The organism is Pseudomonas mendocina (assembly GCF_900636545.1).
In the GTDB taxonomy this organism is placed as follows: domain Bacteria; phylum Pseudomonadota; class Gammaproteobacteria; order Pseudomonadales; family Pseudomonadaceae; genus Aquipseudomonas; species Aquipseudomonas mendocina.
Genome location: NZ_LR134290.1, coordinates 3,004,919 through 3,020,866 on the forward strand (window position 1 = coordinate 3,004,919; position 15,948 = coordinate 3,020,866).

Genomic DNA, 15,948 nt, shown 5'->3' on the forward strand with positions numbered 1-15,948 from the left:
CGGCCAAGCTCACCGCCCCTCGCGCCATTTAATGGCTATGCTCGGGGCGTTGCCCGCTCGAATCATGGAGGAATGCACATGCTCGTCATCTGGTTGCTGGTGCTGCTGCTCGGGGTCATCTACCTGGCCCATAGCCGTACCGCCGCACGCCCCGCCCTCGGCATCACCGCGGCCTACCTGGTGGCCATGGCCCTGTTCAGTCCGGTGCCTGGTTGGCTGCAACTGCTGCTATGGATCATCACAGGCGCAGTCGCCGCCTTCATCCTGCTTGGCGATCTGCGCAGGCAGTTGTTCACTCGCCCCTTGTTCGCCTGGTTCCAGCGCGTATTGCCGCCAATGTCGGCCACCGAGCGCGACGCCATCGAAGCCGGCACGGTGTGGTGGGATGGCGAGCTGTTCAGTGGCAAGCCAGACTGGGACAAGCTGCTGGCCTACCCCAAGGCCAAGCTGACCGAGGAGGAACAGGCCTTCATCGACGGCCCCACCGAAGAACTCTGCGCGATGATCAGCGACTGGCAGGTCGGCCAGGAGATGGACCTGCCGGAGAAAGCCTGGGAGCACATCAAGCAGCACGGTTTCTTCGCCCTGATCATTCCCAAGGAATATGGCGGCAAGGGCTTCTCCGCCTACGCCCACTCGCAGGTGGCGATGAAGCTGGCCACACGCAGCGGCGACCTGGCCTCCACCGTGATGGTGCCCAACTCCCTCGGCCCGGCCGAGCTGCTGCTGCACTACGGCACCGAAGAACAGCGCAACCACTACCTGCCACGCCTGGCGCGCGGTGAAGATATTCCCTGCTTCGCCCTTACCGGCCCGCTGGCCGGCTCCGACGCCGGCGCCATGCCGGACACCGGTGTCATCTGCAAGGGCCAGTACAACGGCGAGGAAGTGATCGGCCTGCGCCTGAACTGGGAAAAGCGCTACATCACCCTCGGTCCGGTAGCCACCCTGCTCGGCCTGGCCTTCAAGGCCTACGACCCGGATCACCTGCTGGGCGACAAGGAAGACCTGGGCATCAGCTTGGCGCTGATTCCCACCGACACCCCCGGCGTGGAGATCGGTCGTCGCCACCTGCCGCTGGGCGCGGCCTTCATGAACGGGCCGAATTCGGGCAAGGACGTATTCATTCCGCTCGACTACCTGATCGGTGGCCAGGAATACCTCGGCAAGGGCTGGATGATGCTGATGAATTGCCTGTCGGTCGGTCGCTCCATCTCCCTGCCCGCCGTCGGCACCGGCGCGGCCAAGTTCACCAGCCTCACCACCGGCCAGTACGCCCAGCTGCGTGAACAGTTCAACGTGCCGCTGGCTGCCTTCGAGGGTATCCAGGAAGCCCTGGCACGCATCGGCGGCAACGCCTGGCTGATGGACAGCGCGCGCATTCTCACCGCCAATGCCGTCGATCTCGGCGAGAAGCCCTCGGTGCTGTCGGCGGTGCTCAAGTACCACCTGACCGAACGCGGCCGCGAGTGCATCAGCCACGCCATGGACGTGCACGGCGGCAAGGGCATCATCATGGGCCCGAACAACTACCTGGCCCGCTCCTGGCAGGGTGCGCCGATCTTCATCACCGTCGAGGGCGCCAACATTCTCTCGCGCAACCTGATGATCTTCGGCCAGGGCGCCATCCGCTGCCATCCCTATGTGCTCAAGGAAATGGCCCTGGCTGAGCGGGAGGACAAGGATCAGGCACAGGTCGAGTTCGACTCGCTGCTGATGAGTCATATCGGTTTCGCCGTCAGCAATGCCGCCAGCAGCTTGCTGCTGGGCCTGACGCTGAACCGCCTGGGCACCGTCCCAGGTGACGACCTCAGCCAGCCCTACTACCGTGCTCTCAACCGTCTGGCCGCCGCCTTCGCCCTGTGCGCCGACAGCAGCATGATGCTGCTCGGCGGTGACCTGAAGCGCCGCGAGCGCCTGTCTGCGCGCCTGGGCGATGTGCTCAGCCACCTCTACCTGGGCTCGGCTGCACTCAAGCGCTACCACGATCTGGACTATCAGGAATCCGTCAGGCCGATGCTGCGCTGGGCAATGGAGGAAAACCTCTACCACGCCGAGCAGGCACTCGATGACCTGCTGAGCAACTTCCCCAACCGCCTGTTCGGTTGCCTGCTGAAGGTACTGGTGTTCCCGCTGGGTCGTCGTCATAACGGCCCAAGCGATGAGCTGGATGCCGAAGTGGCCGCGATCATCGGCCGCCAGGCTGGCGACCCGGCATTGGAATCGGTGCTGGAAGGCTGCTATCGCCCGCAGGCCGATCAGGACTCGGTCGGCGCCCTGCAGCATGCACTGAACCTGGTACAGGCCAGCCACGACGCGCGCAAACGCCTGCAGCAGGCGCTCAAGGACGGCAGCCTGCAACCGGCACCAGGCCAGGATGCCATCGAAGCGGCGATCGCTGCCGGCATTCTCGATGGCGAGCAGGGTCAACGCCTGCAGGCGGCCGAAGCGGCACGTCGCCGGGTGATCGATGTCGACGACTTCGCCAAGGAAGAGCTCGAACTGGGCATTGGCAAGGTGCGTTGACAAACGGCTAGTGGGAGGGGTTTTACCGCTACTCAAGCAGCTCGCGTCTATGACTGCAGGGCTGCAGGAGGTAGAACGAAGCGGGATGCCCGAGCCGAAAGCGCCTCCTACACGAAGGCAAGCTATGCAGGACAGCGGGCGCCAGGAACTCTATACTCCTGCGCCCGTTTTACCTTTCAGGACACTGCAATGGCCAGCCATCTCGAACACCACCTCGCCCTGCTCAACCACCTGCGCGGCATTCTCGTCGCCCTGGGCGAAGCCGAACAGGTGCTCGACGACAGCCATGCCCTATTCCTCGAGCGCTACGACGAACTGCTCGCCGAACTGCCGCGTGACCCAGTATCCAGTCAGTATCTGGGCCAGGACCTGATCAGCCAGGTATTCCACCGCTACCCGCAGATCGCCCATTTGGTACCACGTGACCTGCTGTGGTTCTTCGGTGGCGACTGCCTGCACTTTATGCCGGACGAGGAAATCGCCCTCTACCAGGCCCTCGACGAGCGTCGCTTCGAAGCTGAAGAGAACGACGAGCCGTTCGACTGGAACCAGGAAAAACAGCTGCTGGCCCTGCCCACCGACGGCGCCAAGCACTGATCGGCCAATAAACAAAAGGCCCGCACGGTAAACCGGCGGGCCTTTTGTTTTGCGCCTGTACAAACAACAGAAACGAAAACGCCGCTCGATTGAGCGGCGTTTTCGTTTATTTGGAGCGGGAAACGAGACTCGAACTCGCGACCCCGACCTTGGCAAGGTCGTGCTCTACCAACTGAGCTATTCCCGCAGTACAACTTGAAGTGGCGTCCCCTAGGGGACTCGAACCCCTGTTACCGCCGTGAAAGGGCGGTGTCCTAGGCCACTAGACGAAGGGGACCTGGAACTTCGTTTGAAACCCTGCCGAAGCAGCATTTCGAAATTTTGGAGCGGGAAACGAGACTCGAACTCGCGACCCCGACCTTGGCAAGGTCGTGCTCTACCAACTGAGCTATTCCCGCATTACAGCTTGAAAGTGGCGTCCCCTAGGGGACTCGAACCCCTGTTACCGCCGTGAAAGGGCGGTGTCCTAGGCCACTAGACGAAGGGGACACACCCCGGAACATCAAGCAACTTTCCGGCTTCCTTCGCTTCGCTTTTGGCTTTGCGCTGGAAGTGGCGCGCATTCTATGGAGGCTTTGAGAGGTCGTCAACCACTCTATAAAAAATTTTTAAAATCAAAGACTTCAGCCCATAAATTGACATGACACTAGGAGCGATGCGAGCAAGCCACTACACTCGGTCGAAAAGTCGATTCTCGAGAGGTCCCAAGCAGTGTCCGCACTCGTGATAACCATGCTGATAGTCGGCGGCATCGCCCTGTTGATGGTGATTGCCTACATCAACCATGCCGTCGAAAACAGCAAACTGGAAAAAGCCCGCCAGCGCGCCGACCTGCTAGACCGCATTCGTCGCTGCCAGGACATTTCCGAACGCATGCCCGGCCAACTGATGACGCCGCAGCTAAAGCTGCTGCTGAGCCAGCTGCAACTTCAGGTCAGCGAACGACTGCTGCCGCTGGATAAGCAGAACGCCACGCTGCAGAACGATATCGCCACACTGAAGAGCGAGGTCGCCAAGGGTGAATCCATTACAGTGCAGAACCCGCCACAGCCCATCATCAACGAGGCCAAGGCCAAGGATGTGCGCTTCCTCCTGGAAAACCTCCATGCGCTGATCACCGGCTCGGTACAGGGCGGCCTGCTGCCGGCCAGCGAAGGCAAGCAGTGGCTCAAGCAAATCCGCCATATGCTGGTGCTGGTGCATATCGAGTTCTTCAGCACCCTTGGCCAGACGGCGATGCAGCAAAATCAGCCTGGCCAGGCGCGTCTGGCCTTCGAGCGCGGCGTGCAGTACCTGCGCAAGCAACCCGAGCCTGCACCTTACCAGGCGCAACTCAAACGCTTCGAGGAGCAGTTGGCGCGTGCCAACGCCATGGTCCTCAACAAGAACACTCCCACAGCGGAAGAACCGAGCCAGTTGACCGAAGGTCTGAAAGACCTGGAAGACGACGGCTGGAAAAAGAAGAACATCTACGACTGAGCGGCGGCAGGACAACGTTCGCCTTCGCTCAGCCCAACACGCTGACCGAAGATTAGGAGCTGCAATGAGCATGACCGTTTACGGGGCGCCACTCTCCCCGTTCGTCCGTAAAGTCTGTCTGTGCCTGGTCGAGAAGGGTCTGGCTTACGAACTCGAAGTGGTCATGCCCTTCGGCCAGCCCGACTGGTTTCGCGAGCTGAACCCGTTGGGGCGGATTCCTGCTTTTCGCGACGGCGACCTCAAGCTGGCTGACTCCAGCGTCATCTGCCAGTACCTGGAAGAGCGCTACCCCGAGCACAAGCCGCTGTACGGCGCCAATGCCGAGCAACGCGCCAAGGTGCGCTGGCTGGAAAAATACGCCGACTACGAGTTGGCACCACTGTGCACCTTCACCGTGTTCCGCAACCGCGTGCTGAAAGCCACCATGGGCCAGCCCTGCGACGAGGAAAAGGTGCAGCAGGCGCTCAGGGACAAGCTGCCGAACCACTTCGACTACTTCGAGGCCACGCTGGGCGATGCGCCCTATTTCCTTGGTGAACAGCTATCGATGGCCGATCTGGCGCTGGCCTGCCAGCTGATCAACATGGAGCACGGCAGCGAGGTACTGGATGCTACACGCTGGCCAAACCTGAGCGCGCACTTTCAGCGCATCAAGACCAGTGCATCCATGCAGCAACTACTGCCGCGCGAGCTGCGTACATTGGAGAAGATCGGCGCCAAGCGCTGAGCCAGCATCGTAGGGTGCGTCGTGCGCACCCTACCGGCTCGAGCCCCCCGCATCGCCAAAGGCGCACTCAGCAGTCGCTGGCGGCCAGGAAGATCGCCGCCAGCGCTTCGATACCAGCCTGATCCTCTTCGGTGAAACGCCCTACCGACGGGCTATCCAGGTCCAGCACGCCGATCAGGCGGCCATCCTTGACCAGGGGCACCACCAGTTCGCTGTTCGACGCGCTGTCACAGGCAATGTGCCCGGCAAAGGCATGCACGTCTTCGACTCGCTGCGTCTGCAAACTCGCCGCTGCCGCACCGCAAACGCCGCGACCGAAAGCGATACGCACACAGGCCACCTTGCCCTGGAACGGGCCAAGCACCAGTTCACCATCCTTGACCAGATAGAAGCCAGCCCAGTTGAGGTCGGCCAGCTCGTGAAACAGGAAGGCGGAGAACTGCGCGGCATTAGCGATGAAGTCACGTTCACCGGACAGCAGCGCCTGCAATTGCGCGCTCAACAGGGGATAGCCGTTGAGATCACCACCGGCCTGAGAAAGATCGATCATGCCTGTTGCTCCAGCAGCTGTAGCCCGACCCAGTGACGGGCGAATTGATAGGCGCAGCGCCCATTGCGGTTACCGCGCCCCAGCGCCCAACGAATGGCTGCCTTCTCCAGCGCTTCGTCCCAGTTCCAGCTCAGCCCCACCTGGCGCGCCTGCACGTCCACCCAGTGGCGCACCACGATCAGGAAGTGATCCTGGCTGAAGGGATAGAAGGACAGCCACAGACCGAATCGGTCAGACAATGCGATCTTGTCTTCCACCGCTTCATTGGGGTGCAGTTCGCCGTCGACCATTTTCCAGTTCTCGTTGTCGCTCTGCCGCTCGGGCACCAGGTGTCGACGGTTGGAAGTCGCATACAGCAGCACGTTGTCCGGCGCCTGTTCCAGCGAGCCGTCGAGCACACTTTTGAGCACCCGGTAGTCGCCCTCGCCCGCCTCGAATGACAGGTCGTCGCAGAACAGCACGAAGCGTTGTGGCAAACCGGCCAACAACTCCACGACGCGCGGAAGGTCGGCCAGATGATCGCGCTCGATCTCGATCAGACGCAGACCGGCCTTGGCGTGCTCGGCCAGCAGCGCACGCACCAGGGAAGATTTGCCGGTACCGCGCGCGCCCCAGAGCAGCGCATGGTTGGCCGGCATGCCGCTGACGAACTGGCGGGTATTGCGTGCCAGTTGCTCGCGCTGCGCGTCCACACCCAGCAGGTCGCTCAACGACAGGTCGAGGCTGACCTCCAGCGGCATCAGATAGCCGCTGCGGCCATCACGCACCCAGCGCGCGGCCACGCATTTATTCCAGTCCACCTGCGGGCGCAGCGCAGGCAGCAAGGGCTCGAGACGCTCCAGCACCTGCTCGGCGCGGGCGAGAAAATCCAGCAATCGGGAATCCACGGTCTACTACTCCTTATTGCGCAGAGCCGCACGTTGCAGGCTCTGCCGGTACAAGGTCGCTATCAGCTATGCTTGGCAAGGCGCCAAGGATCAGAGACTACGCACGCATTTATGGATATTTCGCTCACCAACCGCCTGTCATTCAAACAGGCCAGCCTAACCGTGCTGGTGGCGTTTATCCTTGGCACGCTGCTGAGCCTTACCCAGGTGGCGATCGATTATGCCAGCGAAGAGGCCTCCATCAACCGCGAGATTCGCGCGTTGCTGGAGATCAGCCACAACCCCGCCGCCCGTATCGCCTACAACATCGACGCGGAACTGGCGCAGGAACTGGTACTCGGCCTGCTCCGCTCTCCAGCGGTGACCCGTGCCGAGCTGATCGACAACAGCGGCCTGGTGCTGGCCAGCGTCAGTCGTCCGCGCAGCGAGAGTCGCTACCGTTTCCTGAGTGACAGCCTGTTTGGCGCCGAGCGTGCATTTCAGGACCCGCTGTTCGTATCCCATGCGCCCCACGAGCCCCTGGGCTTCCTCCGTCTGGAGATCGATACCTACGCGTTCGGCAGTCACTTTCTGCGGCGCTCGCTGCTGACCCTGCTCACCGGTTTCGCACGCAGCCTGTTGCTATCGCTGATCCTGCTGGTGCTGTTCTACTTCATGCTGACCAAACCCCTGACCGGCGTGATTCGCGCACTCAGCCAACGCAATCCGCAAGCGCCGCAGCACCGCCCGGTGCCCTGCCCCAAGGGCCATGAGCGCGATGAAATCGGCATCCTGGTCGAAGTCACCAACCGCCAGCTGTCGAGCATCGCCCAGGAGATCGAGCAAAGACGCAACGCCGAAGACCGGCTGACCCAATACCTCGGCGAGCTGGAGAACATCGTCTCGGCACGCACCGCCGAACTCAAGGCCACCAACGTCCGCCTCAGTCAGTCCAACAGCGAGCTGGAGACCGCGCGCACCACCGCGCTGAACATGGCGCAGGCACGCTCGGCCTTCCTGGCCAATATGAGCCATGAGATCCGCACACCGCTCAACGGCCTGCTGGGTATGCTGGCGTTGGCGCTGGACGGGCCACTCAGCGCCGAACAACGTCAGCAGTTGGGTATCGCCCATGACTCCGGCAAGGTACTGGTGGAACTGCTCAACGACATCCTCGATCTGTCGAAATTCGAAGCCGGCCAGCTCGAGCTGGAAGAAATCCCCTTCGACCTCGGCGTCCTGGCCGAAGAAACCGCCAGTCTGCTGTCGCAGAACGCCGCCAGCGCCGTGGAGCTGACCTGCCTGATCGATCCCGCACTGCCGGCGCAGGTGCTGGGCGATCCGACGCGGGTGCGCCAGATCGTCAGCAACCTGCTGTCCAATGCCCTCAAGTTCACCCGCTTCGGTCGTGTCGACCTGATCGTCGCCAGTAGTACGGACGGCATCAGCATTCGCGTGCGCGATACCGGCATCGGCATTGCCGAAGATGCCCAGGCGCGCATTTTTCAGCCCTTCGCCCAGGCCGAAGTGGGCATTACCCGCGAGTACGGCGGCACCGGCTTGGGCCTGGCGCTGACACGGCGTCTTTGCGAGGCGATGCACGGCAAGCTGACCCTGCAATCGAAGGAAGGCTTCGGCAGCGAGTTCTGCGCCGAGCTACCGTTGCCAGCCCATGCCCAAGCTGCCATGCAGCCCTCCCTGCAAGGCCGCATCGTCGCCATGACGCCGGCCAGCAGCGGCCTGCAGCAAATGCTCAGCCAATGGCTGCCGACCTGGGGCCTGAGCTACCAGCGCCTGGACACCGACGCCAGCCTGCTCGGTGTAGAGGCCGATTTGCTGATCAGCGACTGCCCCGAGTGCCTGCTCGGTATTCGCCCAACGATCACCACCCCCGTGCTGCTGGTCACGGCCTACGGCAATTTCCTGCCGCATGACCAGGCTCAACGGCTCATGCCCCTGCTGCAGATCGCCCGTCCTCTGGCGCGCAACGGGCTGCTACAGATGCTGCGACACATCCTGCAAAGCGACGAGGGCGACCTGGACAGCAGCACCCAGGCGCAAACCAATCGGGAAAGCTTGGCGCGCGTGCTGTTGGTCGAAGACAACCCGGTGAACCAGATGGTCGCCAAGGGCATGCTGACCAAGCTCGGCTATCAGGTGCTGGTCGCCGGTCACGGCGGTGAAGCACTGGAAATACTGGAGCAGCAGCCTGTCGATCTGGTCCTGATGGACTGCAACATGCCGGTGATGGACGGCTACGAGGCCAGCCGGCGCATCCGTAGTAACGGCCGCTGGCCGGAACTGCCAATCGTTGCCCTGACGGCCAATGCGCTGTCCGACGAGCGCGAACGCTGCCGCGCCGCCGGGATGAACGACTACCTGGCCAAACCCTTCCGTCGTGAGGAACTGGCAGCAATGCTCGATGCCTGGCTGCCCAGCGACGTCACTCGCTGAGTCTCGCCAGCAGACGATCCAGGCTGCGGCGCAGCCCCTCCATCTCCAGCAGGTCCTGATCACCGAACTGGCAGAGCAACTGCGCCTTCAGCGGCAGGACCTGCGCCTGCAGTGCCCTGCCGGCCTCGCTCAGTGCCAGATGCACCTCACGTTCGTCCACCTGCGCACGACGGCGCTGCACCAGGCCCATCTGCTCCAGACGTTTGAGCAGCGGCGTCAGGGTCCCTGAGTCCAACTGCAGGCGTTGCCCAAGCGCCTTTAGCGTCGGCTGCTCGGGCGCCCGCTCCTGCCACTCCCACAACACCAGCATCGCCAGGTACTGCGGGTAGGTCAGGCCAAGGGCATCGAGCATCGGCTTGTAGGCGCGAATCACGGCGCGCGAGGCTGCGTACAGCTTGAAGCACAGCTGGTTGTCCAACTGCAGGGTAGCGGTATCGAACGCGGTCATTTCAGCAGCGCTTCGATCTCGCTGCTCAGTTCTTCCGGCTTGGTGGTCGGGGCGAAGCGCTTGACCACCTGGCCATCCTTGCCGATCAGGAACTTGGTGAAGTTCCACTTGATACCCTGACTACCCAGCAGGCCGGGCGCACGCTTTTTCAGCTGGACGAACAGCGGATGGGCATCGGCGCCGTTGACGTCGACCTTCTTGAACAGCGGGAAGCTGACGCCGAAGTTCAGCTCGCAGAACTCCGAGATGGCGCCCTCGTCACCCGGCTCCTGCTTGCCGAACTGGTTGCAGGGAAAGCCCAGCACCACAAGGCCCTTGTCCTTGTATTGCTGCCAGACGTTCTCCAGGCCCTTGTACTGCGGGGTGAAACCGCACTTGCTGGCGGTGTTGACCACCAGTACGGCCTTGCCACCGAAGTCGGCCAGAGTCTTCTGCTCGCCCTTGATGGTGGTGACCGGGATATCGAAAAGCGCATTGCTCATGGAGAGTCGTCCTGAATGGGCTGAAAGTGACGGGCAAAATAGCGAGCAATTAAATTGCATGCAATTTAATTGCTGCAAGATAAGGCATGCAGATATCGTACTATCCGGATGGGTTAGCGGCGCCGCGCATCGCTATTGCTGCCACAGATGAACCCTGCGCGCTGCGTAATCCACGAGGCGATGTATCGCGTTGCACCGATGGTGGTTATCGCGGGGCGGCCATCCGCCGCATCGAGCTCCAAGTTGATCAACAAGCGCGACAGGCGGCTAACCCGCCCTACAAAACGGTGGCGCCCAGGGCTTGCACCAGCGCGGCCAGCGGAGCTGAATCCCCCTGAATACGCACGCGCAAGCCATCGATCTCGCGGCGCATCGGGTAATGCTTGCGCAGGCGGTCGAACGCCGCGCGACGGGTATCGGCATCATCGACCAGGCTACGGCGGAAATCCGCATCATCGCGGCGCGGGTCGTAGACGGCGCGGCACAGGCTGGCCAGCGCCCAGGCTGGATCGGCGCTGCCATCGATGCTCACTTCGCGGAGCCAGGGCGCCGGCAGCAGGTCGGCCAGACTCACCTGCTCAGGTACGCCCAGCACGCGGCAGCAGGCCTGGTAGATCTGCGCGGTTCCGCGCAGCTTGCCGTCCAGGCTGTAGCCAGCAATGTGCGGCGTCGCCAGTTGGCACAGGGCGGCCAACTCGACATCGGCCTGCGGCTCGCCTTCCCAGACGTCCAGCACCGTTTTCAGGTCGGGACGTTGCGGCAGTAACGTGCGCAGCGCGGCGTTGTCCACCACCGCACCACGGCTGGCATTGATCAGCCAGGTTCCCGGCTTCAGCGTCGCCAGGCGAGTCGCATCGAACAGATGGCGCGTCGAAGCGTCCAGCGGCGTATGCAGGCTGATCACATCGCATTCGTCGATGATCTGCTCCAGGCTGACGAAGTCGCCGCCATCGGCAGCCTGGCGTGGCGGGTCGCACACCCGCACCTGCCAGCCAAGACCACGCAACAGATCGACCAGACGCCCACCGACCTGCCCCGCGCCCACCACACCATAGACGCGCACCGCCGGATCGACGCCTTCACGTTCGGCCAGGGTCAGCACGCTGCCCAACACGTAATCCACCACGCCACGGGCGTTGCAGCCTGGTGCACTGCTCCAGGCGATACCGGCCTCGGCGAAGTAATCGAGATCCAGATGGTCGGTGCCGATGGTGCAGGTACCGACGAAGCGGACTCGGCTGCCTTCGAGCAGAGCACGGTTTACCTGAGTGACCGAGCGCACCAGCAGCAGGTCGGCATCGCGCACATCGGCCGCCGTGATGCTGCGCCCAGGCAGACGGCGGATGCTGCCGAACACAGCGAAGAATTCATCGAGCAGGGGAATGTTCTCGTCGGCGACTATGTGCATGACAGGCTCCATCGGGCAGGTCGCCATTCTATGCCAGCGCGGTCCCCAGCGTCGCCCCGCAGGGCGCCCGGCAGAGCCTCACGCCACACTTTCCTGACCGCTGCGTCAAGGCGTAGACTACGCGGTTTCCTGTTATCCCGAAGAGTCGAAATGTCCACCGACACCCGCCTTGGCCGCGTGCGCACGGAACTGCGCAGCCTGCTGATCCTGGCCACGCCCATCATCATCGCCCAGCTGGCGCATACCGCCATGGGTTTCGTCGACACCCTGATGGCCGGGCGCGTCAGCCCGCAGGACCTGGCGGCCGTGGCGCTGGGCAACTCGATCTGGGTGCCGGTGTTCCTGCTGATGACCGGCATCCTGCTGGCGACCACGCCCAAGGTGGCGCAGCGCTTCGGCGCCAGCGAGGAAGCAGCCATCGGCCCGCTGGTGCGTCAGGCACTCTGGCTGGCGCTGGCCGTGGGCGGCAGCGCCGCAGCGCTGCTGTGGAATGCCGAATTCATCCTGCGCACGATGAACGTCGACCCGGCGCTGATCGCTCCGGCCATGGGTTACCTGCGCGCCGTGGCCTGTGGCTTTCCGGCAGTGGCGCTGTACCACGTGTTGCGCTGCTTCAGCGATGGACTGGGCCATACCCGCCCGAGCATGGTGCTGGGCATCATCGGCCTGCTGCTCAACATTCCGACCAACTACATCTTCATCTATGGCAAGTTCGGTGTGCCGGCCATGGGCGGCGTCGGCTGCGGCTGGGCGACCGCACTAGTGATGGGCTTCATGCTGATCGGCATGCTGGTCTGGGTGAAATGGGCGCCCTATTACCGCGCCAGCGCCCTGTTCGCCCATTTCGACTGGCCGCAGTGGACGGTGATCAAACGCCTGTTGAGCATCGGCGTGCCGATCGGTGTGGCAGTATTTGCCGAATCGAGCATCTTCGCGGTGATCGCCCTGCTGATCGGCGGCCTGGGCGCCACCGTGGTCGCCGGCCACCAGATCGCCCTGAACTTCAGCTCCATGGTATTCATGATCCCCTACTCACTGGCCATGGCCGCCACGGTGCGCGTTGGCCAGGCACTGGGTCGCGGCCGGCCGCGCGAAGCACGCTTCGCTGCCGGAGTGAGCATGGGCGCGGCACTGGGTTATGCCTGCCTGTCGGCCAGCCTGATGTTCCTGCTGCGCGAGCAGATCGCGCAGATCTACACTCCGGACAAGACGGTGATCGCCGTGGCAGCGACGCTGATTGTCTACTCCGCGCTGTTCCAGTTCTCCGATGCCATTCAGGTGACTGCAGCCGGCGCGCTGCGCGGCTACCAGGACACCCGAATCACCATGTTGCTGACCCTGTTCGCCTACTGGGGCATCGGCCTGCCGGTGGGGTATGCGCTGGGACTGTCCGACCTGTTCGGCGAGCCGAGCGGCCCCAGCGGCCTGTGGCAAGGATTGGTGGTGGGCCTGACCTGCGCTGCGGCGATGCTCACCGTGCGCCTTGCGCGCAGTGCACGCAAGCGCATTCGCCGAGCCGCCTGAGTGATTGGATAGGCAGGAGATCAGCTCTAGACTGAGCGCATGATTCGACCAGCCCTGCTCCTCTGCTTGCTTCTGCTCGCTGCATGCGGCCCGGCCAACGACGGCCTGGCCCTGCAGAGCGATTACCTCGAACGCCTGCAGCGTTCGCTCGATGCTGCTGACGTCGACGCCTTCGACAGTCGCAGTGTCAGCCAGTACCGCCTGCCGGCCCGGCGTGAGCGGCTTAGCGAGATTCCCGAGCTGCGCATCGGCCTGCTCGATCTGGTCATCGATGCGCGGCGCTGTCCGCATCTGCAGCAGTTGATCAGCCAGCGCAACAGCAGCCTGGGCAAGCAGCTGATGCCTAGCCAGCGCCTGGGCTACGAAGGCGACCTGCTGCGCGCCATCGATGACTGCCTGCCACATCTGCAGGACGACTCCAGCCTCAAGACCACTCTGCAGCGCCTGGCCAGCGACAAGCGCCAGCAACTGCCAGCGGTGTTCTGGAATGCCCTGAACGGCAGCCCGGAATTCGAGAACTATCTGCGCTTTGCCGATCAGGCCTTGCCGGTGGACACGCAGGAAGACAGCGCCGCACTGGACGCACTACAACGGCTGGCCAGCATCGGCGACGGCCTGCCAACCCAGCTACCGCCGAGTGCCGGGGAGTTGGACCCGCTGTTCTTCGCCCTCTACGCCAGCGAACAGGGCGGCCAGTTGATCACCAGCCTGGCCAGCCTGCGCCACACCCTCGACACCGGTAGCGAAATGCTCGAGCAACGCCAACAGAACCGCCCCCTTTGCCCGATGGGCCAGCCGACGCCACGCGGTCGCATCCTGCAGAACATCTTCATCAAGTTCTACGCCGGCGGCCTGCAGCCCTATCTGGCACAGGTCGACCAGCGCGGCCAGCAGTGGCAGGCGGCGCTGCTGCAACTGCAGCCTATAGCGGGCATTCCTCCTGCCACCCGAATGCATCTGCAGCATCTGGCCGGCGAGCAGGATTCGTTATGGCAGGATTTCCGCGCGGCCACGGCGCGCCACGTCAAGGCCTGGCAAACGCTACTGAACAGCTGCGGCCTGGCGCCGGGACAGGCGGGATGGAATAACGCAGTAGAGTCGTAGGGCGGGCTCAGGAGCGAAACGAACAGCCCGCCAAACCTAACTAATCCGCTTTCTTGCGAATCCAGTAGAGGTAGGTGCCGTCTTCCTCCACCTGGCCAATCAGCTCATGGCCGAGAAACACGCAGAACTTGGGGATGTCGCGACGGGTCGAGGGATCGGTGGCGATCACCTTGAGCAAGCCGCCCGGCGACAGGTCGCGCACCTTGTTGTGCAGCATCATCACCGGCTCCGGACAATTCAGGCCGCTGGCATCGAGCAGGTCATCGTGGTTGAGGGTCAGGGCTTCGGACATAGGGGGCTCCACAGGCAGGCGCGCATTGTCGCGCAAAGCTGACCTTCAGGTCACCCTGCGCGCACAACCTTGGATGGGCAGCGCATGCCTGGCAACTGCGGCAAAGTGCCTGCGCTCCAGCGAATCATGGAAGGTTCGCACGCCAGCTTCGGGCGGAGCCCAAAGCGACGCGGGAGTCCGGGCCGGACGAATGTCCGCGCCCGGTTCACTCCGTTATTTGCCGTGCCGACGCAGGTGGCAGGTGACTTCCTCGCGATCGTGATACAGCTGCTTGCAGCCGATGCTGACCTTCAGGCCACGCTCGACCAGCCCCGACTCGATGCGATCGAGCAAACGCCGAACCTCGGCGTAGCGCTGCTTCATCGGCAGTTTGAGGTTGACCACCGCCTCGCGGCACAGGCCCTCGCCCAGCCAGGTTTCGATCATCGCCGCCGTACGGGCCGGCTTCTCGACGATGTCGCAGACCATCCAGTGCACCGGATGGCGCGGGCGGAAGGTGAAACCATCAGCGCGCTGGTGCACGACGAACCCCGAGTACATCAGGCTTTCGGCCATCGGCCCGTTGTCCACGGCGGTCACGCGGATTTCCCGATTGACCAGCTGCCAGGTCCAACCGCCCGGGGCGGCGCCCAGGTCCACGGCGGTCATGCCGGGCGCCAGGCGCTGGTCCCACTGTTCGCGCGGGATGAAATGGTGCCAGGCCTCTTCCAGCTTGAGCGTCGAGCGGCTCGGCGCCTCACGGGGAAACTTCAGACGCGGAATGCCCATGGGCCACATCGCCTGGTTGTCCGCCTCGGCGATGCCAGCGAACACCTCGCGGCCGCTCTTGAAGGTCAGCAGCAGGCGCGGCTTCCTCGCGTCGTCCACCAGCTTGCCGGCCTTGAGCAGCGCCTTGCGCAGCGGCGCCTCGAACTTCTTGCAGAAGGTCGAGAGCTCCTTGCCGTCGTTGGTATCCACCACTTCCAGCCACAGGCTGCCGCACACCGGGTAATCGGCCAGGGCTTCGAGCAACACGCTGATACGATCGCTCTCCGGCAGGCTGACGAACGCGCCGCGCGCCCACTGTCGGGGGAAAATCAGCTGATTGAAGCGCACGCTGCGCATCAGCCGCTCGCTGTCGGCTGCCTCGCTGCAGACGAACTCGGCGCAGGCGCTGCCGGGCTTGGCCTTGGAGTAGCCGGGCACATCCAGCTGCGCGGCCAGGTCGGTGATCTCGGCGCAAACCTCCCCCTCGAAACCGGGGCGGCAATGCAGAAACAGGGTATTCATCAAAGGGTATCCTCGAGGCGCGCATGATACCCGAGACCGGAACCCCGAGCCGCTAAACCTGTCCAGCTACATATGCGCTGTCTGCAGCTACGGACCGGCAAGCTGGCCGCCCCGCGTCGTCGCAACAGACAGGCAGCGCATAACAACCGAAAGGATATGCGCTAGCCAGACCGCCCAAGCCGAACTAGCTTGAAGGTCTGCCGCCATCAGACACAGCCCGAA

The 15,948-nt window shown here is 63.4% G+C and carries 14 protein-coding genes and 4 tRNA genes; 7 read left to right on the plus strand and 11 right to left on the minus strand.

From position 1 onward, the window contains the following. The first annotated feature begins 78 nt into the window (after nt 1-78). Together EL191_RS13885 and EL191_RS13890 are read left to right on the plus strand one after the other, a co-directional pair. Complete coding sequence (locus EL191_RS13885; RefSeq protein WP_041980979.1) at nt 79-2,526, plus strand: acyl-CoA dehydrogenase; 2,448 nt, start codon at nt 79-81, stop codon at nt 2,524-2,526. 189 nt (nt 2,527-2,715) lie between these two features. Beyond that, nucleotides 2,716-3,123, plus strand: a complete 408-nt coding sequence (locus EL191_RS13890; RefSeq protein ID WP_013716082.1) for a PA2817 family protein — start codon at nt 2,716-2,718, stop codon at nt 3,121-3,123. A gap of 111 nt (nt 3,124-3,234) precedes the next feature. On the opposite strand, the gene EL191_RS13895 is transcribed toward EL191_RS13890, so the two are convergent. The 4 genes from EL191_RS13895 to EL191_RS13910 form a co-directional block, all read right to left on the minus strand. Beyond that, nucleotides 3,235-3,310, minus strand: a tRNA-Gly gene (locus tag EL191_RS13895). A 14-nt stretch (nt 3,311-3,324) separates the two neighbouring features. Next, nucleotides 3,325-3,400: transfer RNA gene (locus EL191_RS13900), tRNA-Glu, on the minus strand. Nucleotides 3,401-3,445: 45 nt separating this feature from the next. Next, nucleotides 3,446-3,521: transfer RNA gene (locus EL191_RS13905), tRNA-Gly, on the minus strand. A gap of 15 nt (nt 3,522-3,536) precedes the next feature. Then, nucleotides 3,537-3,612: transfer RNA gene (locus EL191_RS13910), tRNA-Glu, on the minus strand. A gap of 222 nt (nt 3,613-3,834) precedes the next feature. Between EL191_RS13910 and EL191_RS13915 the strand changes: the two genes are divergently transcribed. Both EL191_RS13915 and EL191_RS13920 read left to right on the plus strand, forming a co-directional pair. Beyond that, a complete protein-coding gene (locus EL191_RS13915; RefSeq protein ID WP_026042167.1) occupies nt 3,835-4,602 on the plus strand; it encodes a hypothetical protein in 768 nt (255 codons plus the stop codon). 64 nt (nt 4,603-4,666) lie between these two features. Next, complete coding sequence (locus tag EL191_RS13920; protein WP_041980977.1) at nt 4,667-5,329, plus strand: glutathione S-transferase family protein; 663 nt, start codon at nt 4,667-4,669, stop codon at nt 5,327-5,329. Nucleotides 5,330-5,396: 67 nt separating this feature from the next. Here the strand turns inward: EL191_RS13920 and EL191_RS13925 are convergent, their stop codons facing one another. Together EL191_RS13925 and EL191_RS13930 are read right to left on the minus strand one after the other, a co-directional pair. Further along, nucleotides 5,397-5,879 (minus strand): GAF domain-containing protein, encoded by a 483-nt coding sequence (locus EL191_RS13925; protein ID WP_013716085.1) that lies wholly within the window; start codon nt 5,877-5,879, stop codon nt 5,397-5,399. Next, the gene (locus EL191_RS13930) at nt 5,876-6,766 is read right to left on the minus strand and encodes an ATP-binding protein (protein ID WP_041980976.1); all 891 of its coding nucleotides are present in this window, start codon (nt 6,764-6,766) and stop codon (nt 5,876-5,878) included. Before EL191_RS13930 ends, EL191_RS13925 begins: the two co-directional genes overlap by 4 nt. Before the next feature lie 111 nt (nt 6,767-6,877). Between EL191_RS13930 and EL191_RS13935 the strand changes: the two genes are divergently transcribed. Further along, complete coding sequence (locus EL191_RS13935; RefSeq protein WP_041980975.1) at nt 6,878-9,199, plus strand: response regulator; 2,322 nt, start codon at nt 6,878-6,880, stop codon at nt 9,197-9,199. On the opposite strand, the gene EL191_RS13940 is transcribed toward EL191_RS13935, so the two are convergent. The 3 genes from EL191_RS13940 to pdxB form a co-directional block, all read right to left on the minus strand. Beyond that, nucleotides 9,189-9,647 (minus strand): MarR family winged helix-turn-helix transcriptional regulator, encoded by a 459-nt coding sequence (locus EL191_RS13940; RefSeq protein ID WP_017363226.1) that lies wholly within the window; start codon nt 9,645-9,647, stop codon nt 9,189-9,191. The genes EL191_RS13935 and EL191_RS13940 overlap by 11 nt on opposite strands. Then, nucleotides 9,644-10,129: a glutathione peroxidase gene (locus tag EL191_RS13945; protein ID WP_013716089.1), complete on the minus strand. Its 486-nt coding sequence runs from the start codon at nt 10,127-10,129 to the stop codon at nt 9,644-9,646. The genes EL191_RS13940 and EL191_RS13945 overlap by 4 nt, the downstream gene beginning before the upstream one ends. Before the next feature lie 277 nt (nt 10,130-10,406). Further along, nucleotides 10,407-11,537 (minus strand): 4-phosphoerythronate dehydrogenase PdxB, encoded by a 1,131-nt coding sequence (gene pdxB / locus EL191_RS13950; protein WP_013716090.1) that lies wholly within the window; start codon nt 11,535-11,537, stop codon nt 10,407-10,409. A gap of 150 nt (nt 11,538-11,687) precedes the next feature. On the opposite strand from pdxB, the gene EL191_RS13955 reads away from it, so the two are divergent. Together EL191_RS13955 and EL191_RS13960 are read left to right on the plus strand one after the other, a co-directional pair. Further along, complete coding sequence (locus EL191_RS13955) at nt 11,688-13,061, plus strand: MATE family efflux transporter (RefSeq protein ID WP_041980973.1); 1,374 nt, start codon at nt 11,688-11,690, stop codon at nt 13,059-13,061. 39 nt (nt 13,062-13,100) lie between these two features. Continuing rightward, nucleotides 13,101-14,165, plus strand: coding sequence for a DUF3080 domain-containing protein (locus tag EL191_RS13960; RefSeq protein WP_041980972.1), 1,065 nt, complete (start codon nt 13,101-13,103; stop codon nt 14,163-14,165). Between the two features lie 40 nt (nt 14,166-14,205). Here EL191_RS13960 and tusA read toward each other — a convergent pair whose 3' ends face one another. Further along, on the minus strand, nt 14,206-14,457 hold the full coding sequence (gene tusA, locus EL191_RS13965; RefSeq protein WP_017363222.1) for a sulfurtransferase TusA: 252 nt from the start codon (nt 14,455-14,457) through the stop codon (nt 14,206-14,208). A gap of 213 nt (nt 14,458-14,670) precedes the next feature. Beyond that, on the minus strand, nt 14,671-15,726 hold the full coding sequence (gene rlmM, locus EL191_RS13970; protein WP_041980971.1) for a 23S rRNA (cytidine(2498)-2'-O)-methyltransferase RlmM: 1,056 nt from the start codon (nt 15,724-15,726) through the stop codon (nt 14,671-14,673). Nucleotides 15,727-15,948: the final 222 nt, after the last annotated feature.